19 protein-coding genes are annotated in these 21,546 nt (G+C 72.2%); 5 read left to right on the top strand and 14 right to left on the bottom strand.

Annotated elements, in window-relative coordinates; all coding sequences use genetic code 11:
* Nucleotides 1–40: 40 nt before the first annotated feature.
* Both A4R43_RS05715 and A4R43_RS05710 read right to left on the bottom strand, forming a co-directional pair.
* The gene (locus A4R43_RS05715; protein ID WP_162788333.1) at nt 41–913 is read right to left on the bottom strand and encodes a hypothetical protein; all 873 of its coding nucleotides are present in this window, start codon (nt 911–913) and stop codon (nt 41–43) included.
* A gap of 20 nt (nt 914–933) precedes the next feature.
* The gene (locus A4R43_RS05710) at nt 934–1,554 is read right to left on the bottom strand and encodes an L-threonylcarbamoyladenylate synthase (RefSeq protein WP_113691343.1); all 621 of its coding nucleotides are present in this window, start codon (nt 1,552–1,554) and stop codon (nt 934–936) included.
* A 146-nt stretch (nt 1,555–1,700) separates the two neighbouring features.
* Here A4R43_RS05710 and A4R43_RS05705 point away from each other — a divergent pair, with 146 nt between their 5' ends.
* The gene (locus A4R43_RS05705; RefSeq protein WP_113691342.1) at nt 1,701–2,090 is read left to right on the top strand and encodes an STAS domain-containing protein; all 390 of its coding nucleotides are present in this window, start codon (nt 1,701–1,703) and stop codon (nt 2,088–2,090) included.
* Here A4R43_RS05705 and A4R43_RS05700 read toward each other — a convergent pair.
* The 5 genes from A4R43_RS05700 to A4R43_RS05680 form a co-directional block, all read right to left on the bottom strand.
* Nucleotides 2,057–3,322: a cytochrome P450 gene (locus A4R43_RS05700; protein ID WP_205215423.1), complete on the bottom strand. Its 1,266-nt coding sequence runs from the start codon at nt 3,320–3,322 to the stop codon at nt 2,057–2,059. The two genes, A4R43_RS05705 and A4R43_RS05700, sit on opposite strands and share 34 nt — an antisense overlap.
* A gap of 201 nt (nt 3,323–3,523) precedes the next feature.
* Nucleotides 3,524–4,216 (bottom strand): LuxR C-terminal-related transcriptional regulator, encoded by a 693-nt coding sequence (locus A4R43_RS05695; RefSeq protein ID WP_236808791.1) that lies wholly within the window; start codon nt 4,214–4,216, stop codon nt 3,524–3,526.
* A gap of 516 nt (nt 4,217–4,732) precedes the next feature.
* On the bottom strand, nt 4,733–7,549 hold the full coding sequence (locus A4R43_RS05690; protein ID WP_113691340.1) for an ATP-binding protein: 2,817 nt from the start codon (nt 7,547–7,549) through the stop codon (nt 4,733–4,735).
* Nucleotides 7,550–7,554: 5 nt separating this feature from the next.
* Entirely contained in the window at nt 7,555–10,266 is a 2,712-nt protein-coding gene (locus tag A4R43_RS05685; protein WP_162788332.1) for a helix-turn-helix transcriptional regulator, read from the bottom strand.
* A complete protein-coding gene (locus A4R43_RS05680; RefSeq protein ID WP_205215250.1) occupies nt 10,263–13,133 on the bottom strand; it encodes a helix-turn-helix transcriptional regulator in 2,871 nt (956 codons plus the stop codon). Before A4R43_RS05680 ends, A4R43_RS05685 begins: the two co-directional genes overlap by 4 nt.
* 617 nt (nt 13,134–13,750) lie before the next feature.
* Between A4R43_RS05680 and A4R43_RS05675 the strand changes: the two genes are divergently transcribed.
* On the top strand, nt 13,751–15,190 hold the full coding sequence (locus A4R43_RS05675; RefSeq protein WP_113691337.1) for an acyl-CoA carboxylase subunit beta: 1,440 nt from the start codon (nt 13,751–13,753) through the stop codon (nt 15,188–15,190).
* A gap of 2 nt (nt 15,191–15,192) precedes the next feature.
* Here the strand turns inward: A4R43_RS05675 and A4R43_RS05670 are convergent, their stop codons facing one another.
* From A4R43_RS05670 to A4R43_RS05660, 3 genes are read right to left on the bottom strand one after another with little or no spacing between them, the layout of a single operon-like run.
* Nucleotides 15,193–16,155: a pirin family protein gene (locus tag A4R43_RS05670; RefSeq protein WP_113691336.1), complete on the bottom strand. Its 963-nt coding sequence runs from the start codon at nt 16,153–16,155 to the stop codon at nt 15,193–15,195.
* Nucleotides 16,152–16,451, bottom strand: a complete 300-nt coding sequence (locus tag A4R43_RS05665) for a GNAT family N-acetyltransferase (RefSeq protein ID WP_113691335.1) — start codon at nt 16,449–16,451, stop codon at nt 16,152–16,154. Before A4R43_RS05665 ends, A4R43_RS05670 begins: the two co-directional genes overlap by 4 nt.
* Nucleotides 16,448–17,074: a TetR/AcrR family transcriptional regulator gene (locus A4R43_RS05660; RefSeq protein ID WP_113691334.1), complete on the bottom strand. Its 627-nt coding sequence runs from the start codon at nt 17,072–17,074 to the stop codon at nt 16,448–16,450. The genes A4R43_RS05665 and A4R43_RS05660 overlap by 4 nt, the downstream gene beginning before the upstream one ends.
* A 74-nt stretch (nt 17,075–17,148) precedes the next feature.
* Between A4R43_RS05660 and A4R43_RS05655 the strand changes: the two genes are divergently transcribed.
* Together A4R43_RS05655 and A4R43_RS05650 are read left to right on the top strand one after the other, a co-directional pair.
* Nucleotides 17,149–17,715 carry a peroxiredoxin-like family protein gene (locus A4R43_RS05655; protein ID WP_113691333.1) on the top strand — a complete coding sequence of 189 codons (567 nt, stop codon included), beginning with the start codon at nt 17,149–17,151 and terminating at the stop codon, nt 17,713–17,715.
* A gap of 10 nt (nt 17,716–17,725) precedes the next feature.
* Entirely contained in the window at nt 17,726–18,817 is a 1,092-nt protein-coding gene (locus tag A4R43_RS05650; RefSeq protein ID WP_113691332.1) for a DNA alkylation repair protein, read from the top strand.
* Here the strand turns inward: A4R43_RS05650 and A4R43_RS05645 are convergent.
* Entirely contained in the window at nt 18,814–19,227 is a 414-nt protein-coding gene (locus A4R43_RS05645; protein ID WP_113691331.1) for a DUF6292 family protein, read from the bottom strand. The genes A4R43_RS05650 and A4R43_RS05645 overlap by 4 nt on opposite strands.
* Before the next feature lie 187 nt (nt 19,228–19,414).
* On the opposite strand from A4R43_RS05645, the gene A4R43_RS42565 reads away from it, so the two are divergent.
* A complete protein-coding gene (locus A4R43_RS42565; RefSeq protein ID WP_162788331.1) occupies nt 19,415–19,687 on the top strand; it encodes a DUF3040 domain-containing protein in 273 nt (90 codons plus the stop codon).
* A gap of 15 nt (nt 19,688–19,702) precedes the next feature.
* On the opposite strand, the gene A4R43_RS05635 is transcribed toward A4R43_RS42565, so the two are convergent.
* Genes A4R43_RS05635 through A4R43_RS05625 form a run of 3 tightly spaced genes read right to left on the bottom strand, consistent with a single transcriptional unit; the run spans nt 19,703 to nt 21,545 of the window.
* The gene (locus A4R43_RS05635; protein ID WP_113691329.1) at nt 19,703–20,176 is read right to left on the bottom strand and encodes an SRPBCC domain-containing protein; all 474 of its coding nucleotides are present in this window, start codon (nt 20,174–20,176) and stop codon (nt 19,703–19,705) included.
* A 54-nt stretch (nt 20,177–20,230) separates the two neighbouring features.
* Nucleotides 20,231–21,055, bottom strand: coding sequence for an erythromycin esterase family protein (locus tag A4R43_RS05630; protein WP_113691328.1), 825 nt, complete (start codon nt 21,053–21,055; stop codon nt 20,231–20,233).
* Between the two features lie 28 nt (nt 21,056–21,083).
* On the bottom strand, nt 21,084–21,545 hold the full coding sequence (locus tag A4R43_RS05625) for an NUDIX hydrolase (RefSeq protein ID WP_113697365.1): 462 nt from the start codon (nt 21,543–21,545) through the stop codon (nt 21,084–21,086).
* Between the last annotated feature and the right edge of the window lies 1 nt (nt 21,546).

Raw genomic sequence — 21,546 nt, 5'->3', positions numbered from 1 at the left:
GCCGGGGCCGGTCAGTCCACATCGGACTTTCCGGCTCCGGTCACTGTCCTGGCAGGGAGGACAGGGCTCGTTCGGCGGCGCCCGCCGCGCCCTTCGCTTTTTCCAGGGTTTTTTCGGCGGCGGCGACGGCCTTGCGAACCTCGCGGTGCTTCTGCTTCAGCTTCGCCAGTTCGGTTTCCAGGTTCTCCACGCGCTTGCCGAGGTCCTCGGCTTCCGATTCCAGTTCGGACAGTTCCTGTGCCGCGGCATCCCGGTCGGCGGCGGTGCGCTTCGCGCGTTCCTCGGCCTGACGGCGTTCTTCGCGGCGGCGGCGTTCGGCTTCGGCGCGCTTCGCGGCGAGTTCGTCCCGTACCGGCTCGGGCTTTTTCTTCTTCTCCGCCTTGGGTTTTTCCGGCTTCGCCTGCCGTGCCGGGGCCGCCGACGGTGAAGCGGCCATCAGCCACATGTCCGTCATGTCCGGCGTCAACGCCGCGCTGAGCCGCCCGGCGGCCAGTTGCTCGGCGGCCTCTTCCCCGGCGACGGCCGCTTCGAGCGTGCTTTCGATCTCCCGGGTGATCGTCTCGCTCATCGAGACGCCTTCCGCGCGCGCCACCTCCCTGGCCAGCCCGAGCAGCTGGTTGATCTGCTCACGCCGCCGGTGCGACAGCTCACGGATGTCGTCGCTGGCCAGCTCGCGGTGCGCCTGCCGCAGCGACTCCCCCAGCTCGGTCAGCTCACCCAGCTCGTCCGGGTGCGCGGCCGCCAGCCGGTTCGCCAGCCACGCCGAACTGGTCGGCTTGCGGAGCTCCTTGATCCGCGCGGCCAGGTCCCGATCGCCCGCCTTGCGCGCCCGCGCCGCCAGTTCGTTGCGCCTGCCGGTGAACTCCTCCCGCGGCCCGGAGTACAGCTCGGCGGCGATCGAATCGAGATCCATGGCGTTCAGCAAAACACAGCTCACTCGAACCGCGATGTGTCTCCCGCACCGCGCCGCACGATTTCCGGCTCACCCTCGGACAGGTCGATCACCGTGGTCGGCTCGGTCCCGCACTCCCCGGAGTCGAGCACCGCGTCCACCTGGTGGTCCAGCCGCTCCTTGATCTCCCACCCCTGGGTCATCGGCTCCTCCTGGTCGGGCAGCAGCAGCGTGCTCGACAGCAGCGGTTCCCCCAGTTCGGCGACCAGCGCCTGGGTGACCACGTGCTCGGGGATGCGCACGCCGACGGTCTTCTTCTTCGGGTGCATCAGCCGCCGCGGCACCTCCTTCGTGGCCGGCAGGATGAACGTGTAGCTCCCCGGCGTCGAGGCCTTGACCAGGCGGAACACCGCGTTGCTGACGTGCACGAACTGCCCGAGCTGGGCGAAGTCCTGGCAAACCAGGGTGAAGTGGTGCTTGTCGTCGAGCCCGCGGATCTCCTTGATCCGGTCGATCCCGGTCTTGTTGCCCAGCTGGCAGCCCAGCGCGTAGCAGGAGTCCGTCGGGTAGGCGATCAGGCCGCCTTCGGTGATCAGCCGGACCACCTGGCCGATCGACCGGCGCTGGGGGTTCTCGGGGTGCACGTCGAAGTACCTGGCCATGGGCGGAGCATAGAGACGGGTGATCGGCGGCCGCCGGACGGGGGCGGGCCACCCGTGTCTTGTCCCCGCCCGCCCGCACCCCGTACCGTGCTGGGAAAGCCGTCACGATGCGCTGTCGGGCGCCTACCGCCGAGTGAGGAACTGCCGTGGAGCGAACCGCCACCACCCTGGACGTCCGGACCACCCGGCCGGCGCCCGGCGTCGTGGTGGTCAGCGCGGCGGGCGAGATCGATCTCGGCACGCTCACCACCTGGGACACCGCGCTGGCCGCCGCGCTGCTGCCCCCGCCGGAGGTGCTCGTCGCCGACCTGGCCGGGGTGGACTTCCTCGGCAGCAGCGGTATCGCCACCCTGGTGCTGGTGCAGCAGGAAACCGCCGAGCGCGGGGTGGACTTCCGCGTCGCCGGGGCCAGCCGCCCGGTGCGGCGCGCGTTCGAGGCCACCGGCGTCGGCGTGATGCTGCGCCTGTACGAAACCGCCGAACTGGCCGGGCGGCCTGCTGCTCAGACCAGCACGGGCAGCGACTCGACCCCGTAGACCACCGACACCTTCCGGAACTCCAGTTCGTGCGCCGGCACCGCCAGGCGCAGGTCCGGGAAGCGCCGGACCAGCGCCGGGTAGGCGGCACGCAGTTCCATCCTGGCCAGTTCGGCGCCGATGCAGCGGTGCACCCCGTGCCCGAAGGCCACGTGCTTGGTCGGGCTGCGGAAGGCGTCGAAGTCCTCCAGCGCCGGCCCGAACTCCGGGTCCCGGTTCGCCCCGCTCAGCGAGCACACCACCACGTCGCCCTGGCCGATCCGCACCCCGCCGATCTCCAGGTCCTCCCTGGCGAACCGCGGGAACGCGGCCTGCACCACGGTCAGGTGACGCAGCGCCTCCTCGACGAAACCGTGCACCACCGGGTCGTCGTCGGCGGCGCCGCCGATGCGCTTGAACGTCTCCTGGTCCTGCAGCAGGACCAGCGCGCCGAGCGCCAGCATGCTGGCGGTGGTCTCGAACCCGCCGGTCAGCACGCCGTCGGCGAGCCCGGCCAGCTCGCGGTCGTCGACCTCGTCGCCGTGCTCCTTGATGATCATGCCGAGCAGCCCGTCGCCCGGGTTCTCGCGCTGCTTGCGCACCACGCCGAGCAGGTACTCCAGCGATTCGGAGATCGCGCCGAACGACGCCTCCGCCCCGCTGAACAGGTCGAACCGCGCCACGCTCAGGTGCTGGAAGGCGTCGCGGTCCTCGTAGGGCACGCCGAGCAGCTCGCAGATCACCAGCGACGGGATGGGCAGCGCGAACTCCTGCACCAGGTCCACCGGGCCGTGCGCGGAGGCCGCGGCGATCGCGTCCAGCCGCTGGTCGATGATCTCGGCGATGCCGGGCTTGAGCCGCGACAGCCGGCGCATGGTGAACTCCGGGGTGAGCAGCTTGCGCAGCCGCGTGTGCACCGGCGGATCGGCGAAGCCCAGCCCGCCGGGATTGGCGTCGGCGTTCGCGCCGCCCTCCCCGACCAGGTTGTTGAAGTCGTTGCTGAACCGGGTGGCGTCGCTGAGCACCGCCTTGGTCTCCTCGTACCCGGAGACCAGCCACACGTTCACCCCGAACGGGATGTCCAGCTTGCTGATCGGCTCGCGCTCACGCAGCCGCGCCAGCTCCGGCACCGGGTCGAGCCCGTTGCGCCGCAGCGGCATCAGCGCCGAGTCCGGGAACATGCCCAGCCTCGACAGATCGAACCCCTTTTTGCGTACCCTGCTGAGATACCGGCGTGCCAGCCAGGCACTCACTCGCGTCCGAAGCTGCCCCACCCGGCCGACGGTACCCCTGACTCAGGCAAACCGCCCACACCCCCCACCGTCTGTGCGGCAACGCACAAGCTCCCGGTCACCTGATCGTCGGCCGGGGTAAACACGGTAAACGGTTCCCGGGATGGAAGGAGGCCACGACCCATCGGGTCGCGGCCTCCGGCTCGGGACAGCCCCTCGCCCCTACTTGACGAAGTCGTCGACCACCTTCGGCGGCCAGATGCCGACGTTGAGCACGCCCATCGAGTACGCGCGGGAAACCAGCGCGGCCCGGTTGGGCACCTTCAGCTTCCGGAGCAGGCCGCTGACGTGGTACTCCACGCCCTGCCGGCTCAGGTACAGCCGCGAAGCCAGCGGAATGGTGGAGAACCCGGCCGCGATGCCCTCCAGGATCCGTGCGTCCATTTCGGACAGGATCTTCTTGCGGTTGGTCACCACCCCGGCGTCGGCGGCACCCTGCGCGGCCCGCATCATCACCAGGATCGTGGTGGAGCCGCCGATCTCCGGCGTACCACCGCGCACGGCGACCCCGGTCAGCGTGGCCGGGAAGGCCACGCCACCCGCGCGCACCAGGACCACGTGCGCGGCGAAGCGGTGGCGCTTGCCCTCGACCAGGCCGGCGAACTGCCGTCGCAGCGCCTGCTGCATGCTCGGGTGCACCAGCTCGGTGAAGCCGCGGCCGCACACGTCCGCCGACGCCATCCCGAACTGGCGGAAGAACTCCTGGTTGGCCTGCTGGATCCGCAGCGCCGAGTCCAGGCACACCATCAGCCCGGCCTTCTCGGCGTGCGCCTGCGCATCGGTGTCCACGGTCAGTTCGTGCTCGAGGCCGCGGACCGGTGCCCGGCCGGTGTCCGCGAGTGCCGCACTCGTCATGTGACTGCCATCCCTTCGCCTCAGCTGGAGAACCACGCCACTGCCGGAAAAGACCGTTCCGCTCGCCCGTGCCCCCGGTTGGCGGCTGGTTCCGGCCCCGCGATTCTTAGAGCGCTCTACGCCGTCAAGTCGTATCGAAAACTATCCACCGAAAGAGGGGGCGTCAATGAAGGCGGTAACTGAGGGAGAAGCCTGTGGGAACTTGTCGAAGTAGTACGGGCCGACCGGGCGGGAGACGGTGGTTCGGTACGGTCGGCCCCCGAACCCCCGGGCGAACCCGCTGGTGTCCCGCCGTTCACCTGGGAAATCCCGGAGAGACCGAACCGTACCACCGACACTGTCGGCACCGACACCGAACCATGCGGCCCGGGCACCGGTGGATTAGCCGGAAGCGCCGAATCGGGTTCGGAACGAGCTGATTGCCATTGAGTTTACCGACGGGAAACGCGCGAACTTCACTAGCGAGTAAGTAACGTGAAACACGCGTTGAAAAAGCGGTGACGCGGTGATTTCCGCTCAGCCGGCGTCCGGCACATCGGCCGAGATCGCACCGGCCAGCCCGGCCCGGCCCGCGACGCCGAGCTTGCGGTAGGAGTTCGTCAGGTGCTTCTCCACCGCACGCGAGGACACGCCGAGCCGCTCGGCGATCTCGGCGTTGGTCATGCCGGACCCGGCCAGCTCGGCCACCCGGCGCTCGGTGCGGGTCAGCGACACCTTCGGCGGCGGCGCGGCCCCCCGGCCCGCCGCACCCGGCCGGGCGCGGTCGGCCAGCCAGCCCGCCCCGCAGGTGGTGGCCAGTTCGGCGCCTTCGCGCAGCGCGGCAGCGGCTTCGGCCGAGTCGCCGAGGCGCCTGCCCAGCAGGATCAGCGCCCGCGCCAGTTCCAGGTCGTTGGCCGAGCCGCGCAGCGTGCCGACCGCGTCCCGCAGCAGTTCCAGCCCGCGTTCCCCGCCGTGCAGCCAGCCCTGCAACCGCAGCGCGCGCCCGACCGCCGATGCCGCGCCCCACGACTCCGCCCAGGCGTGCTCCTCCTCGGCCAGCGCCAGCGCGGACGAGCTGTCCCCGAGGCGCTGGTGCAGGCTGATCGCCCACGGCCGCCACGGGTACAGCGCGGAATTGCGCCAGCCCGACGCCTCCAGCAGCCTGCCCACGGTGAGCAGCCCGTCCAGCGCGCTGACCCACTGGCCCTGGTGGGCGTCGATCGCCGACTCCAGGATCTGCGTGACCGCGGTCAGGCACAGGCTTTCCGAGCGCCGCCTGCCCACCCCGGCCAGGATGCGCTTGCTCAGCTCGATGTCCCGCAGCTCCAGCGCCACCGCGGCCAGCGAGACCATGGCGCACGCGCTGACCTCGTGCCAGTCGGTGTCCACCAGCTGCATCGCGCGCTCGGCCTGCTCACGCGCGGCGGGCAGCCTGCCGCGGGCGGTGAGCACCAGCGAATGCTCCACGTGCACCAGCGTGTCGGCCACGGTCACCTGCTGGCGCCGCGCCTGCCGCTCGATGGAGAGCCAGGAACTGATGCCCTGCACCGAATCCGCCGCGATCAGGGTGAGCACCAGCAGCGGCAGCGCGGTGTGCACGTGCGACGGGGTGGCCGGTTCGCGCTCCAGGATCCGGTTCGCCAGCGAAGCCAGCTCGGCGGCGGGGCGCCGGGCGCTGATCGTGGCGGCGTGCAGCAGCACGACGAGCAGCTCGCGTTCGGCGCCGGAGCGCATGGGCGGGCTTTCACCGAGGCCGCGCAGGCGTTCGCTGGCCGAGGCCAGCTCCGCCGGGTCCTCGTGCCCGGCGTGCCGGAGCCGGGCTTCCAGCCGCAGCGCGATTTCCCGGGCCGAACCGTCCAAAGTGTCCGGACTGCCGAGGTCGCCGGCGACCTGCCCGATCAGGTCGATCATCGACGCCGGTGGCGTGCCGAGCACGGTCGGCGCGATGCGCAGCACGGCCGCCGCCCGGTCGCGCGGGGTGGTCAGCAGCGGGACGGCCTGGGAGACGTGGCGTTCGCAGGCGGCCGGGTCGAATCCGCGTTCGGCGGTGGCCAGGTCGATCAGCAGGCGCGCGCGGTCCTCGCCCTCGGTGGAGCTGTCCAGCAGCGCCCGCCGCAGGTACCGGGCGGCGGTGTCCGGCGCGCCCCGGCGCAGCGCGGTGTCGGCGGCGGCCCGCAGCACCACCACCGACCACGGCTGCCGCGACACGGTGACCGCCATCAGCTGCGCCGCCACCTGCTCGGCGGGCGCGCCGAACCGGTAGAGCAGGGCGGCGGCCGAATCGTGCAGCCGCTCGCGCTCGACCACGGTCATCGAGGCCTCGACCGCGTCCTGCACCACGCGGTGGAAGAAACGTGGTTCCTGCTCGGTGGCCAGCAGGCCGAGCTGGTGCAGCGAGCGCAGCGCACCGGCGAAGCCGATCGCGTCGAGCCCGGCCAGCCGCGCGATCAGCTCGGGATCGCCCTGCTCGCCGAAGGTGGCGATGGCCGCGGCCAGGTCGCGCACCGGCAGCGGCTGGTTGCGCAGCCCGCTTTCCACGCGCTCACGCAGTTTCGACGGCCGCTGGCTGCGCAGTTGCGGTGCCTGCGCGGCTTCCGGGCGGCAGCCGGTGGCGACCAGGCTGAACAGCATCGAGTTGAGGAACAGCGGGTTGCCGGTGGAGGCTTCGTGGCAGGCGCTCGCGAACTCCTCGTCGCCCTCTTCGCCGAAGTGCCCGACGATCACCTCCTTGGTGGCCTCGAACGAAAGCGGCGCGGGGGTGAGCACCCGGGTGGCGGCGTCGGCCACCTCGCGCACCAGTGCGTGCTGCGCCCGCGGGTCACCGTCGCGCAGTGTGCAGACCACCACCACCCGCAGCCCGCTCAACCGGCGCGCCAGGTAGGCGAACCAGCGCAGCGACGGCACATCGGCCCACTGCAGGTCGTCGACCAGCAGCAACAACGGGGTTTCCTCGCCGACGTTGGCCAGCAGCGTGCACAACCCGTGCAGCACGGCCTCGGACTGGGCCACGTCGTGGGCTTCGGCGGCGGGCACCGCGTCGTCGGCGAAAACCAGCTTGGCGAACCCGGCCCGCTCCTGCAGCCAGTGCTCGCGGGCCTCCTCGGGCGTGCCGGCCAGCAGCGTGTCGAACAACTGGCGCACCACGCCGAAGGCGAAGTCCTGCTCCATCGGCGCCGCGTTCGCCCGCAGCACCCGGACCCGTTCACCGTCGGCCACCCCGGGGAGTTGCTGCAGCAACGCGGACCGGCCGATGCCGAGCGGGCCACGCAACAGGATCAGCGCGGACTCGCCGTCCGTCGCCGCGCGCAGCGCCTTGGCCACCAGCGCGAGTTCGGCGTCCCGCTCCAGCAACATCGGTTTCAGAACCCCTCCATCGACCGGACCAGCGCGCCGAGTTCCTCCCGCCCGCTGATGCCCAGCTTGCGGTAGACGCAGCTGAGCCGCCGCTCCACGGTCCGCTTGGTGACCGAGAGGGTCTCGGCGATCTCGCCGTTGACACGACCGCGGGCAACCATGACGGCGACCTTACGCTCCGGTTCGGACAGCGAAGTCCAAATCGGCGAAACCGGCGTGGCCGGGGCGCCGCCGGCCCGCTCGCTCAGCTCCCGCAGCCGTGTGGTGAGCCAGTGCGAGCGGTGGATGGTGGCCAGCGCGGACGCCTCGCCCAGCAGCGGGGGCGCCTCGGCCGGGTCACCGTCGTCCAACTCGGCGGCGGCGGCTTCCAGCAGTGCCAGCGTGTAGACCGGGCTCAGCCGGAACCCGCGCAGCACCCGCAGCGCTTCGCGCGCCCGCATCACCCGTTGTTCGCCGGACAGCCGCGAAAACCCCATTTCCGCCCAGCCGAGCGCGCTCGGCGCGCCCCACTTCTCGGCCAGCGTCCACTCCTCCAGGCTGAGCCGCTGCGCCTCCTTGACGTGGCCCAGCGCGGCGGCCGCACCGGCGGCCACCGACCGCCACGGCAGCAGCCCGGGATTGACGATGTGCTGCCGCAGCAGCCGCCTGCCGCACTCGCGGAACATGTCCAGCGCGTCCACCGGCCTGCCCTCGGCCAGCGACAGCAGTCCCTTGGCGAACATGAAGTACGCCGAAAACGCGCCCTCGGCCGGCCGTGCCCTGCCGAGCAGCGCCCTGGCCCGGTCCAGCCGTCCATATTGGACATCGATGCACAGCTGCAGCGAGATCGGGTAGGAGGCGATGTTCGGGTGCCACCCGCTCAGCGGCAGCGCGCGCTCGGCGGCGGCCAGGTCCCGTTCGGCGACGTCGTTGCGGCCGGTGCGCATGCTCAGCTCGGCACGCGCGGCGAGCACACGGGCGGTGCCCGCGCGCAGGTGCTCGCGCTGCACGTCGGCGAGCAGCGCGTTCAGCTGCACTTCGGCTTCTTCGAGGTCGTCGGTGAGGAACAACGCGCGGCAGGCGGACAGCCGGGGCATCACCAGCAGCGGCCGGTCCTCCTCCCGGCGCAGCGCGCGCCGCGCCAGCACGCGGGTGGCCTGCAGGTCGTTCGCCGAAGCCGCGAGCTGCCAGGCCCGGGCCCCGGCCTGCGCGGTGTCCAGCGGGTGGTCCGGCAACGGCGGCATCTCCGGCACCATCGGCTCGCCGTCGTCCTGGCGGGTCTGCTCGGACAGCCAGTACAGCGCCAGCATTCCGTCCTTTTCGGACTCGTGCTCGGCGAGCACGGCCTCCGCGGCCACCCGGCGCGCCCAGTGGCTGTCACCGCGGGACAGCTTGGCGTCCACCGCGCGCAGCCGCAGCCCGGCGAACTCGCGGCCGGGAGTGGTGGCCAGCTCGCTCAGCCGCCGGTCGCTGGCCACCGGCACCCTGGCCACCTGCACCGAGGCGAGTTCGAAGTTCAGCCGCGCCCGCTCGAGCGGTTCCAGCGGTTCGTCCAGCGCCCGGTTCAGGTACGCGATCGCCGCGCCGTCGTCACCGGTGCGCAGTGCCGAAACGAAGCTGCGGCGCAGCAGGTGCACCACCCAGCGCGCGCCGATCGGCCCGGCCTGCAACAGGATCCGCGCGACGTCGGCGTCGCGGACGTCGGCCCGGTAGGCCAGCTCGGCGGCCCGCGCGTGCAGTTCGGCGCGTTCGGCGCCCGGCATGCTCTCCAGCACCCTGGCCGCGACCACCGGGGCACGCACGCGCAGCCGGTCCCCCGCCTCCACCGCGAGCCCGCTGGCGGCGATGATCGCGCGGATCCGCGACTCGTGCAGGTCCTGCTCACCGGCCAGCCGGCAGACCAGCGGGAAGTCCAGCACCGCACCGCAGACCGCCACCGCGCGCAGCACCGAAATGGCCTCTTCGGACAGTCCATCCAGGACACGGGCGGCGTAGTCGCCCAGCGCCGCCTCACCGATGGCGCGCAGCCGCGGCGCCCCGGCGTCCACCGGTGCGCCACCGCGGGCGTGGTACTCGCCGAGGACTTCCCGCAGCAGCAAGGGATTCCCGCCGGTGGTGGCCAGCGCGGCGGCGCAGAAACCGTCCTCGCCGCGCTCACCGCAGACCAGCTCCACCGCGTCCGCCACCCCGCGTGCGCTCAGCGGCGCGAGCAGCATCTCGACGGCGTTGACCTGGCCGGTGGCGGCCAGGCTGGACACCGCGGCGCAGTCCCCGCAGGTCCCGCCGGTGCTGGCGAGCATCGCGATCCGGGTGCCGGGCAGCCGCCGCACCAGCGCCTGCAGCCAGGCCGAGGACGCCGGGTCGAGCCACTGCCCGTCCTCGACGATCACCATGGTCGGCCGCGTGCGCGCGGCCCGCAGCAGCTCGGCCAGCCCCGGCAGCTGGTCCGGCCCGGCCAGCAGGTCACGCACGCCGGGCACCAGCGGGGTGAGCAGCTGGGCGACCACGCCGTAACGCAGGCCGTGCTCGGCCGGTGCCGCGCGCGCCCACAGCACGCGCACGCCCTGGCCGGTGGCCAGCCGGGCGATCCAGCGCAGCAGGTCGAGCTGGCCGAGCCCGGGAGCCCCGGAAATCGTGACCACGGAAGGGATTCCGCGGTCGAGCGCGCCGAGCACGGAGGTCAGGGCGTGCCGCTCGGCCTCCCGTTCGAGGCCGAACAACTCGGCGTGGCCGCTCACGAGAACACCCGTTTCGCCGGGCCGCCGAGCGAGCGCGGCATGTCGGCCAGGGCGGTGTCGAGTTCGGCACGCGAGCCGACGCCCAGCTTGCGGTAGACGTTGGTCAGGTGCGATTCGACCGTGCGCACGGTGACGAACAGCGATTCGGCGATGGCCCGGTTGCTCGACCCGGCCACCGCCAGCGCGGCGACCTTGCGCTCGGTGCCGGTGAGCATGTCGACCGGCGATTCGGTGATCTCCCGCATCCGCCCGCCCGCCGCGACCAGCCCGCGGCGGGCCGACCGCGCCAGCGCCAGTGCCCCGCACCGGCGGGCCAGGTCGGCGGCCGTGCGCAGGTGCCCGCGCGCGCGTTCGGAAAACCCGGACTCCAGCAGTGCCTGCCCGAGCCGGAATTCGGCGCGTGCCTGCTCCAGGCGCGCGGGTGAGCGGGCCAGCAGGGACGCGGCTTCGGCGAGCAGTTCCATCCCGGCCGTGCCCGGCGTGATCACCCCGCGCGCGAGCGCGGCCAGCCCGAGCACCCGCGGGGTGCCCCAGCGGCGCGCCAGCTCCGTGCCGTACTCGACGATCTCCACCGCGTCGCCGGGGCGGCGGGTGTCGGCCAGCACGCACGCCGACTCCACCCACCAGGGCACGAACGCCGGGTTGACCAGCCCCGCGTCCTTCAGCGAGCGGCCGCACTCATCGAACAACGCGAGCGCAGTGTCGGCGTCACCGAGCGCCCAGCGCGCCCGCGCGCGGGTCATCAGGAACCAGTGGTACTCCCAGACGAACCGGTCCAGGCCGGCGCGCCCCACCCCGGCCAGCAGTTCCTCGGCGCGGGCCGGTTCACCGCGGTCGATCAGCCCGGCGGCGAGCGCGGTCGGCGGCATGGTCACCGCGTCACCCCACGGTTCCCCGCGGCTGACGTCGAGCGAGACCTGGGCGTCGGAGATCGCGTCGGCCAGCTCGCCGAGCCCGTGCATGATGAACGCGCGGAAGGACAACGTGAGCACGTAGGTGCGGACCGCCGCGTTTTCCCTGGCGTGCTCGAGGACCCGGTCGAGCGCGTCCATGCAGTCGCCCACCTCGTCGGCGAAGCTGAGCGCGAGCGCGGCGGACAGCAGCGACCACCCGCCGAGCGTGACACCGGGGGCACGCATGGCCCGCCGCGCCTGCTCCACCGCCAGCGCCGGGGAGGTGCCGTCCATCGCGGTCACCACGGTCATCGTGCCGAGCAGCTGCCGCTGCGCCGGGGTGTCCCCCGGCGGCGGGGTCATCCGCGCCACCCGCTCGCGGACCGCCGCGACGGTCGACTTCTCGTCCACGCCGGTGAGCAGCAGCGCCGATTCGACGTGGGTGCGCAGCTCGCGGTCGGCCGGATCGGGATCGGGCCCCAGTTCCAGGTCCAGCGCGTCGAGCACTTCGCTGAGCACCCGCACGGCTTCGGGTGACTTCTGCACGTGGAGGCAGGTCATGCCGAACTGCACCGCGACCATCGCCCTGGTGCGCACGTCCAGCGCCAGCACCAGCGCCTCCCGCAGCAGCGCCGCGCCCTTCGGCGGGTCGAGCTCGGCCAGCGACCTGGCCAGTTGCAGCCGCACCGGCACGCTCTCCGGTTCGGCTTCCAGCACGCGGTAGAGGTACCGGATCGCGGCCTCGGGCGCACCCCGCAGCTCGGCACGCGCGGCGGCCGCGCGCAGCACCCCCGCCATCCAGGGCTGGGTCACGTCCGGGACGAGCAGCAGCAGGTTCGCCACGTCCTCGGCCGGACGGCCCGCGTCGCTGAGCAGGCTGGCCGCGCGCACGCGCAGCGCGGCGAGATCGGCCGGGCTGATCGAGTCGAGCACCGCCGAGCGCACCACGTCGTGCACCGGCTCGACGCGGTCGGCGGCCAGCACGTCCGCGCCGCGCAGCACCTCGAGCGCGGTTTCCACCTGCGACGAGGGCACCCCGGCCAGCGCGCCGAGCAGTTCCTCGCCGTGGTCGCCGAGCACGGCGACGGCGATCGCCACGGCACGCACCCAGTCCGGCTTGCTGTCCAGCGTGGCGCGGACCGAGGTCGCCACCACGTACCGGCCGACCTCGGTGACCCGCCGCGCGCCCGTTTCGTCCGGTGGCACGCCCAGTTCCCGCAGTTCGTGCAGCAGCCGGGTGAGCACCAGCGGGTTGCCGCCGGAGACCATCGCCGCGTTGTGCACAAAGGACGGATCGGCGGGGTTGCCGAAGTCGCGGGTGATCATGGTGGCCACGTCGGCCTCGCCCAGCGGTCCGACGTCGACGGTGACCGAACGCGGCTGCGCGGAGATGTCGGCGAGCGCGCCGGGCGCCACGGGTCCGATCTCGGTGCGCAGCGCGAGGACCACCAGCAGCGGCAGCGTGTCCGCGCGCCGCATCAGGAACTCCAGCCAGCGCAGCGACCGCTCGTCGCACCAGTGCACGTCGTCCAGCGCCAGCACCAGCGGGCCGTCGGCCATCAGGTTCACCGCGAGCCAGTAGAGCCCGTGCAGCGCCGGGTAGTCGGCGGCCGAGCCGGCGTCGCCGGGGTCGTCGGCCAGCGCGACCAGCGCCCGGCGGGCGCCACCGCGCAGCAGCCCGGAATCCGCGCCGGTCAGGTCCAGCGAACCGAACAGGGCCTGCGCGCCGCCGTACCCGGTGCCCGCCACCACTTCACCGCAGGTGCCGTGCAGCACCCGCATGCCTTCGGCGGCCGCGTGCCCGGTGAACGCCCGCAGCAGACTGGACTTGCCGATCCCGCTCGGTCCGGAAAGGACGATCAGGCCCGCGTCACCGGCGCGGGCGGCCGCGGCCAGCCGTGCGAGGGCCCCCAGTTCACCGCTCCGGCCGATCAGCACGCCGGAGTCGCCGGGGACTTCCGTCCGCTCGACCAACTGGTCCTCCCTTGCACGGTGCGGCCCGTGACGACTTCGCCAGATGGCGGGCGAATCCCGCATCCCGGCCCCCAGGCCGCATCCGCGGTCCCAAGGTTAGGCTGCGCACAGGCCGTCTCGCACGACCAGTGATCCGGCAGTGGAACCGTACGTTCGTACGGAGAACGCGGTAGGGCCGAACGCACCACTTCCGCGTCAGGTCACGGTTTCCGGTTAAGAATTAACCAATGAGCGCGCCGAGCAGGTCTTCCGCCATGACGCCCCGGCAAACCCACGGCAGCGGGAACGCCGATCCGGCCGCCGGAACGGATGCGGAGGGCACGGATTCACCGCTTCGGTGGCACACAACGCAGTTACCGCCCGATGGGTGCCCGGTGGAAAACCCAGCCGGGGCCGTTCACCGCACTCACACGGAACGCGATCGGCCGCACACGTTCCGCTGATCGACGGGCGGTCACCGGGTTTTCCACCGCTTCGTCAGTCATTTACCAACCGCACTTGGACCATGACAGAAGGTGGTTTCGGACCGCCCGTGGAAGTGCCGAAAACTAGGCGTTTCCGTTGCCGCCGACGGGTCTACTGGGCCCCGCCCCTGCCCACGGCCCACGAGGTGCGTGATGACGATCTTCGCCACACCCGGCAGCGCCGAAAGCAGTGCCGGAACCACGGCAGCCGTGCCGGACCACCGCGACCCGGTGCACCGGCTGACGCAGCTGCTCGACCCGGGTTCACTGCGGCCGGTGCACCACACCGGCGGCATCGGGGTGGTGGTCGCCCGAGGCCTGGTCGACGGGGTGCCGGTGGTCGCCTACTGCACCGACGGCAGCCGGATGGGCGGTGCCATCGGGGTGGACGAGGCACCGCTGATCGTGGACGCCATCGAACTGGCCGTCGCCGAGGACTGCCCGGTGATCGGCGTGTGGCATTCCGGCGGCGCGAAGCTGAACGAGGGCGTCGCCGCGCTCGACGGCATCGGCCGGATGTTCGCCGCGATGGTCCGGGCGTCGGGCCGGGTCCTGCAGCTTTCGGTGGTGCTCGGCCCGGCCGCGGGCGGCGCGGCCTACGGTCCCGCGCTGACCGACCTGGTGGTGATGTCCGAAGCCGGCCGGGTTTTTGTCACCGGGCCGGACGTGGTGCGCTCGGTCACCGGCGAGCAGATCGACATGGCGGGACTGGGCGGGGTCGAGGCACACGGCCGCAAGTCGGGTGTCGTGCACGTGACCACCGAGTCCGAAAGCGACGCTTACGCCGAAGCCCGGCGCATCGTCGGTTTTGTCGGCAGGCCGGGAGTGACCAACCCGGCCGCGATCGCTCCGGCCGAGGACCTCCGCGCGCTGCTGCCGGATTCCCCGCGCCGCGCCTACGACGTCAAGCCGCTCGTGCGCGCCCTGCTCGACGACGGCGATTTCGCCGAACTGCAGGCGAAATGGGCGCCGAACGTGGTGATCGGGTTCGGCAGGCTCGGCGGCCGGACCGTCGGTGTCATCGCGAACAACCCGTTGCGCAAGGGCGGCTGCCTCGATTCACTGTCGGCGGAGAAGGCTTCCCGGTTCGTGCGGATGTGCGACAGTTTCGGCATTCCGCTGCTGGTACTGGTCGATGTTCCCGGTTACCTGCCGGGCGTGGGCCAGGAGTGGAACGGCGTGGTCCGGCGTGGCGCGAAACTGCTGCACGCCTTCGCCGAAGCGGTGGTTCCGCGGATCACGCTGGTCACCAGGAAGTCCTACGGCGGCGCGTACATCGCGATGAACTCGCGCTCGCTCGGCGCCAGCGCGGTGCTCGCCTGGCCGGAGGCCGAGGTCGCGGTGATGGGTGCCGAGGCGGCCGTCGGCATCCTGCACCGCAAGAAACTGGCCGCGGCGCCCGAAGAAGAACGCGAGGCACTGCGGGCGGAACTGGTCGCCGAGCACGAGCTGATCGCGGGCGGCGTCGGGCGCGCGATGAGCATCGGCGTGGTCGATGAGGTGATCAAGCCCGCCGACACGCGCCAACGCCTCGCCGAACTCTTCGCCGTGCTCCCGGCGGCGAGGGGCACCCACCGCAACATCCCGCTGTAGGGCTATCGGCGGCGCCGTGGCGTCAGGCGGACGCCCGGCAACGCGGGCGCGGGAATCCGCTCGTCGCCGTGGCCATCGACCAAGCCGAAGCGCTCCCCGTTCTCCCAGTCGGCGCGCGCGGCGGCGATCTCGTCGTGGCCGCGGCCGACGAAGTTCCACCACATCACCAGCTCACCGGGGAACGGTTCGCCGCCGAGCAGCAGCGCCTGCGCGTGGTCGCTCGCGGTGATCTCCAGTTCCGCGCGCCCGGTGCCGAGGTACAGCAACGGCCCCGGCACCACCGGCAGGCCGTCCACCTCGATCTCGCCCTCGAGCACCAGCACCGCGTGCTCGAAGTCGGGACGCAGCGGCAGCACCGCCCGCGCGCCCGGTTCGACGGCCAGATCCGCGCCCAGCAACGGGGTGTAGGTCGTGGCGGGCGAAACGGCGTCGCCGAGCGAGCCCATCAGCACGGTCGCCGTCACCCCGTCGGCGACGTACTCGGGCAGTTCGGTGTGCTGTTCGAAGGCGGGCTCGGCACCGAGCGCCTCGTCGGGCAGCGCGACCCACAACTGCACGGCGTGCAACAGCGGGATTTCCTCGTCCTGCTCCGGGAGCACGGAGAACTCCGAATGCGCGATGCCGCGCCCGGCCGTCATCAGGTTCAGCTGCCCGGGACGCACGAGCACGTCCGAGCCGACCGAATCCCGGTGCCGGATCTCCCCGGCCAGCGGCCAGGTCACCGTCTGCAGGCCGGTGTGCGGGTGCGGCAGCACGCTCATCTCGACGCGTTCCGGCCCGAACTGGTCGAGGAAGCACCAGGCACCGACGGTGGGCAGCGCGCGCTGCGGCAGCACCCGTTCGACCCGCATACCGCGCAGTCCGCCGAGCGGGACCACGCGCGGTTCGTGGAACTCGGCGACCGCGCCCTCCCCCGCCACCGACCGGCAGAGCGTCTCCTCCGGCTCACTGTCCAGATTGGTCATCGCGCCGCGTCCCAGTCGACGTGCTCCTGGTAACCCGGGTTCCGCTTGAGGTAACTCGCGATGAACGGGCACAGCGGCACGAGCACCCGGCCGCGGGACACCGCGTCGTCGAGCGCGCCGGCGGCGAGCACCTTGCCCAGCCCGCGCCCGCCGAACTCGTCAGCGATCTCGGTGTGGGTGAACACCGTCCGGTCGCCGTGCTCGCGGTACTCGGCGAACCCGGCCACCCGGTCGCCGACCAGCACCTGGTACCGGCTGCCGGCTTCGTCCCGGCTGACCCGGGTTTCCTCGTTCATCGCTGTCCTCCGTCCGCTTCGAGTCCGTGCAGTACAACCGACAGTCCACACCGGAATTCCTCGTCGGCGCCGATCCGCCGCGCGCGGCGGGCGGTTTCGCTCAACCGGGGGAACTCCGCCTCCGGCAGCGCGGCCAGCGCCTCGGTGCCGGAACCGGACAGCGGGCCGAGGTGCTCGGCCTGCAACGCGCCGAGCAGGTAGCCGATGAGCACGCGGAAGGCGATGACCCGGCGTTTCCCGGTGAACCCGGCGTCGGTGAGCACCTCCAGCACGGCTTCGCCCCAGCGGGCCGAGGACAGCGAGCTGTGCCGGTGCGTGAGCAGCAGCGGAACCACGGCGGGGTGCCCGCCGACGGCCGCGCGCATCCGCCCGGCGAGCGTGGCCAGCCGCTCCTGCCACGGGCCCGCCGGGTCCACGCCGAGGTCGATCCCGCCGAGCACCAGCTCCACGATCAGCCCTTCGAGCTGCTCTCGGTCGGTGACGTAGCGGTACAGCGACATCGTGCCCATGCCGAGCTCACCGGCCACGGCACGCATCGACAGCGAGCCGAGACCGTCTCGGTCGAGCACGGCGAGCGCGGCACCGGCGATCTGGTCGGGGGTCAGTGAACGTGGCCTGGGCATCTCGGTTGACAGCGTACGACATACGCGCATACGTTCGTAGGCGTACACCGCACGCTTACGTTCCGGAGGAAGTCATGGGCAGCAGGATCGAGCCGGGTACCGTGCTCACCCCGCGCGAAGTCGAAGTGGTCGACGGTGAACCGGTGGACATCCCCCAGCGGGGACGCCTGGTGCACCTGCAGTTCCGGCGGTTCGCGGGCTGCCCGGTCTGCAACGTGCACCTGCGCTCGGTGGCCACGCGGCACGCCGAACTGGCCGCGGCCGGGGTGCTGGAGGTCGCGGTGTTCCACTCCCCCGAGGCCGAGTTGCGCGTGCACACCGCGGACATCCCGTTCGCCGTGGTGGCCGATCCCGGCAAGCGCCTCTACCGCGAGTTCGGCGTGGAATCCGGGGCCCGCGCGCTGCTGCACCCGCGGGCGTGGCTGCCGGTCCTGCGCAGCATCGCGGCGGGCCTGGCCAGGCGCGACCCGGCGCCCGCGGCCAAGCAGGAGCACGGCAGGCTCGGGCTGCCCGCCGACTTCCTCATCGCCGAAGACGGCACCGTGGTGGCCGCGAAGTACGGCGAGCACATCTACGACCAGTGGAGCGTCGACGACATCCTCGCCCTCGCGCGCGCCGAAACTGACGTACCCCGCCGCTAGGGTCTGGGCCGTGCCGACCGCCGACGAGATGTTGAGTGCCGCCGCCGTCACCGAACTGGCCCGCTGCCTGGGAGAAGCCGCCCCCGAGCTGGACCTGTCCGCGCTGCGGGCGGCCCCGCGCGAGCTGGCGGGGATGAGCTTCAGCGAGCGCGGGCGGTTCGTCCGCGACGCGGTGCTCGCCGGGCTGCCCGAGCCCTACCCGGCGTTCGAGGCGGTGGTCCGCACCGCGCTGGGCGATCCGCGGTTCACCGGGTGGATGATCTGGCCGGTCACCGAGGCGGTGGCGGCCCGTGCCCTGCCCGCGCACTTCGACGCCGGGCTGGACCTGCTGGCCGAGCTGACCCCGCTGCTCACCGCCGAGTTCGCCGTCCGGTCCTTTTTGGACGCCGACCTGGACCGCGCGCTGGCGAAGGCGCTGACGTGGACGCGGCACGAGAACGAGCACGTCCGGCGGCTGGCCAGCGAGGGCACCCGGCCCCGCCTGCCGTGGGCGCGGCAGGTCAAGGCGATCACCCGGCGGCCGGACGCGGCGCTGCCGGTGCTCGACGCCCTGCACCGCGACGACTCGGAGTACGTGCGCCGCTCGGTCGCCAACCACCTGAACGACATCAGCAGGCTCGACCCGGAACTCTGCGTGCGGACGGCGTCGCGCTGGCTGGCCGGTGGCGCCGAGCCGCGGCTGGTCCGGCACGGTCTGCGCACGCTGGTCAAGCAGGGCGATCCCGCCGCGCTGGAGCTGCTCGGCTTCGGCCCGCCCGCCGGGCTCGCGGTGGACGGGCCACGCGTGCGGGCGGGCGAAGTGGCGGTCGGCGAGCACCTCACCTTCGACTTCACCCTGCTCAACCAGGGCACCGAGCCGCTGACGCTGGCCATCGACTACGTGGTGCACCACCGCAAGGCCAACGGCGCACTGGCGCCGAAGGTGTTCAAGCTGACCACGCGCACGCTGCCCGCCGGGGAGGCGGCCACCATCGAGCGCCGGCACTCGTTCAAGCCGATCTCGACGCGGGTCTACCACCCCGGCGAGCACGCGCTGGAACTGCAGATCAACGGGCAGGCCTTCGGCAGGCTCCCGTTCCTGCTCACCACCCAGGTGTCCTAGCCGAGGCGGTCGAGCAGTTCGTCGTGGTTGCCCGGCTGCCGGATGCCGGGCGGGTCGGGCTGGCCGAGCGAGTGGTCGTCCGCCCGCAGCGCGGCCAGGAAGCGCACCACCTGCCGCGGGTCCGGCAGCACCTCGTCCCCGCCGAGGTAGGCCAGCACGATCACGTCCTCCCCGCAGCCCGCCTCGATGGTCGCCGCCCAGCCGTGCTGCTCGTCCCAGATCAGCGCCACGTCGCGCCCGGGGAACCGGGCCAGCCGCCAGTCGATGGCGATGTAGGCCGACACCGGGGTGTCCAGGTCGACCGTGCACGATTCGAGGCCGATGCCCAGCGCGGAGGTGACGGCTTCGAGATAGCCGCGCAGGCCGCGGTTGAACCGGTACTCGACGTCGGAGTCGATCAGGCTGCTCACGGGGCAACGCCTTTCGTCGATGGGGACGGGGGTGGAGATCAGACGCGGTAACCGGCCTTTACCCCGCGCATCGGCGGATCACACCTCGTATCCGGTTTTTCCGCCGGAGATCACCCATTTCGACGTGTGGCGCGGCGCCCGGCTGGGTACCCCCTGGCGTCGGGATCGTGTGAAGGGCTGGAACCCCATGCTGAGTCACCATGATCGGGAGCAGCTGAAGAAGATCGAGGAGTGGTTCGAGGCCGCCGAGCCCGCACTCGCCGCCTCCTTCCGCCGCATCGGCGGTCCGCGCCGGTTCCGGATCGGCAGGGTGCTGCCGGTCTGCGTGGACGTGCTGGCCGGTGTGCTGCTGGTGCTGGCCGTGCTCACCGCCAGCGCGAGCCTGGTGCTGGCTGGCATGCTCGCGCTGGTGCTCGGCGTCGGCCTGCACCTGGCACGCCACCTACCGGCGGACGTCTGAATCGTCACAGCATCGTCACAGCGCCGCCGTGTAATGCCGCACCAGCCCGGGAAAACGCGGTTCCCGCGGCGGGCTCGGTGCCTTGACCACGTCCTGCCCGTCCAGCAGCAGCGCGAGGTTGTCGAGCGAGATGTGGTACCCGGCGGCGCTCTGCGCGACGTGCCCGGGATCGCCGATGGTGGTGGCGAAACCGAGCCGGCAGCCCCCGTCTTCGGGGTCGAGCGTCCAGTCCAGCAAGGCGCCGTAGCAACGCCAGACCAGCCGCCGTTCCGGCTCGACCGTCAGCACCTCGCCCTTGGTCGGTTTCCCCTTGCCGAACGCGACCGACAGCACGCCACCCGGCACCATGTCCGCCCGCACCCGCCACGGCGTCCACACGGACAGCTCGCCGTCGTCGGTCAGCGCCCGCCACACCCTCGCGACCTCGTGCGGGTAGCCGCGGGTGAAGAGCAGGTTCCCGTCCTGGACGCGCACCTCGAGTTCGGTCATGTCCTTCTCCTTCCGTCGGCTCACCGACGGGCGGGCCAGGCGGAGACCGACACTTCAGCCGAAGAGTTTCGCCGGGGTGACCACGCGGGTGTGCCGGACCAGATCGAACCAGCCCGCCGGAGTGCCTTCGAGGTAGTGGCCGTCCTCGGCCGGGTCGTAGGCCGGACCGACCAGCCGGGTCTTCACCGGGGCGTTCGCCACGGCCGCCGGGACGTCGCGGAGGTCGAGCAGGAAGGTGTCCGCGCGGGCCGCGTCGAGCGTGGTTTCGAAGTGGTCCGGCGGCGGCACCGGCATCCAGTCCAGCGGCTCGCCGTGGTGGAAGGTCAGCCCGGCCGAGAGGTACGAGAACCGCTCGCCGAGCAGCTTGCCGAGCGACGGCACGTCCTGGCGCGCGGTGTGCGCGATCCCGCCCCAGTACACGATCTTCGCCGGATTCTCGTCGTGCCACCGCGAAAGGCCGTCGGCGAGCATGCGCTCCAGCCCGGCACGATCGCCGGGCATATCCGGCACCGCGGCTGGGTGCACCACGCGCACCGGGTCACCGGGGTGCCGTTCGTTGAACGACCGCAGCCAGCGCACGGCGTCGAGGATCTCTTCGGCCCGCAGGAACGGCCGCGACTCGCTCAGGATCCGCCTCGGATCACCGTTGCCGGTCCGCACGTGGTCGTCGAGCAGCGCGCTCGCCAGGTCGTCGCCTTCCAGTGCCAGCGCGCGGAACCCGTGGGCTTCCACCAGGTACCGCAGCATCTCGAAGACCATTGTGGACAGTTCGTGGGCCGCGCGGTTGGACACGCCGAGCGCCACGATGTCGGCGTCCGCGGCACGGGCGCCCAGCCGGTCCAGCCCCGTCGAGCTCGCTTCGTCAAGCCAAGTGGTCATGCCCCGACGGTAAAAGCTGAACAAAGGTTCAAGTCAACCGCTCGGCCAGCCTGCCGAGGAACGGGCGCTGCCCCTTCACCAGTTTCCGCTCGGCCTCGGCCAGCCCGAACCACTCGAACCGGTCCATCTCGGGGAACTCCTGCATCTTCCCCGAACGCGGCGGCCACTCCAGTTCGAAGGTGCCCGGCACGGCCAGCGACGGGTCCAGGTCCGCCTCGATGGCGAACACCGTGACCACCTTGCCGGACTGCCGCACCTCGCCCAGCTCGACGTGCTCCCCCTCGGGCACCGGCAGGCCCAGTTCCTCTTCGAACTCCCGGCGCGCGGCGGCCAGCGGCGCCTCGTCCGGCTCGTGCTCACCCTTCGGCACCGACCACGCGGCCTCGTCCTTGCGGGCCCAGAACGGCCCGCCCATGTGCCCGAGCAGAACTTCGGTGTCCGCCGGTCCACCCCGGTACAGGAGGATCCCGGCACTGCGTTTGGCCGCCATG

Origin of the sequence: Amycolatopsis albispora (assembly GCF_003312875.1) — a bacterium.
Taxonomy (GTDB): domain Bacteria; phylum Actinomycetota; class Actinomycetes; order Mycobacteriales; family Pseudonocardiaceae; genus Amycolatopsis; species Amycolatopsis albispora.
The sequence above is the reverse complement of the archived record's forward strand: the minus strand, read 5'-3'. Positions and strand labels throughout refer to the sequence as shown.